The organism is Vibrio sp. YT-18, from assembly GCF_033337345.1.
GTDB classification, from domain to species: Bacteria; Pseudomonadota; Gammaproteobacteria; order Enterobacterales; family Vibrionaceae; genus Vibrio; species Vibrio alginolyticus.
On sequence record NZ_JAWOQO010000130.1, the window covers coordinates 1 to 1,308 of the forward strand.

The following is a 1,308-nucleotide window of genomic DNA, read 5'->3' on the forward strand; positions in this document are numbered from 1 at the left end:
GCTTTGCCTTGCAAAACCAATTGTTGATCAGCTTTTGTGGTGAGCACGCTTGGCGTATCTCGAAGCGTTTTTAGTGATAGCTGCATACAACGTTTTAATGCTTGTTCTTGTTGGTAATCGAGATGTTCATTGAATCGAAGTGGCAAGGCAGTTTCCCATAAGATCCATGATGAGTGCTGTTTGATTGTCAGTGTTAACTGGTCTACTTCGATGGTGTAAGCGCCATTTTCTCCGGCAATAAAAGGCCCTATCCCTAGCGTTTCCGCTAGAGATTTCATCATTTTATCTAACATATACTGCCCTATTTAAATCTGGCTGAGATGGTTACAAGCCTGACCGCATTGGCCACTTTGAATATCAAAATAGTAGTGATCAACATCGCCAACGATCTGCATGTCTTTAAACCATTGCCACACTTTAGCAACGGCATTGAGGTCGTTATAAACCACGTCACATGCATCCCAGACTTCATTGAGATCCGGTGCTTGTAAACGAGCCTCAGAGCACCACGTTTTCCAATCAGAGATGAACATATCCGTCGTTGAAGTGTAGTCCGCCAGTTCTTTCAAGTTGCTTAACGACGGTTGCCACTTATCGACCAACGCTTTATGAGATTCAATTACTTGTGACTGTTGCTCGTTCAGTGTATTTAGCTGCGCTTTTAACTGCGTTTGCTGGCTCTCGATCAACGCAAGTTGTTGTTCGACAAAAATCGCGCTGGTGTCTTCACCCGATAACTTCGACCAGTACTCTTTTTGAATGTCCAGCTGATTCATCAGTTGTTCCACTTTGACCGAGGCGTGCAACGCACTTTGGTCGGTTTGTCGATGAATCCATTCGGTCAACGCCAAGTAACAACAAAGGATCAACGTTTTTGGCGTGGCCAAGTTAAAGCGAAAGCCCAATCGAGAGTTGATGTATTCGAGCCTCTGCTCAAAGGTCGCCACTCGTTGACTGTCACTTAACTGAGCGCCAATTTCTAAAAACAGACGCATGGCAAAACGGTCAATCGATGTACCCAATCTCAAATACGTTTTCACCAATTGGCTGGCGCACAAACTGTCCACCACACTTCTGTCCAACAAGCGTTGCAACAACGATAACTGGTCGTCATTCAGCACACCTTCACTCAACAGCTGTCGGTGATTCACGTGGACAACATTGAGATCCTGTGATGGCTGAGACGCACTCTCATATCGTGCTCCTCTTTGCAAAACAGTGACTTTCCTTTGCGTCACAATGCTGTCAGGAAAAAGCGAACGGCGTCGCCAATGCTGCTTTTTCATTTGTGTTCTTCTCCGCATCCCT

The 1,308-nt window shown here is 45.5% G+C and carries 2 protein-coding genes; both read right to left on the reverse strand.

Features of this window, described 5'->3' with window-relative positions; genetic code table 11:
- Positions 1 to 293, reverse strand: a 293-nt coding sequence (gene vscB / locus R7M72_RS24885) for a YscB family type III secretion system chaperone VscB (RefSeq protein WP_318056435.1), incomplete at its 3' end; no start/stop codon positions are given.
- Between the two features lie 12 nt (positions 294 to 305).
- A complete protein-coding gene (esxD, locus tag R7M72_RS24890) occupies positions 306 to 1,304 on the reverse strand; it encodes a type III secretion system regulon anti-activator ExsD (RefSeq protein ID WP_074534445.1) in 999 nt (332 codons plus the stop codon).
- Positions 1,305 to 1,308 lie beyond the last annotated feature (4 nt).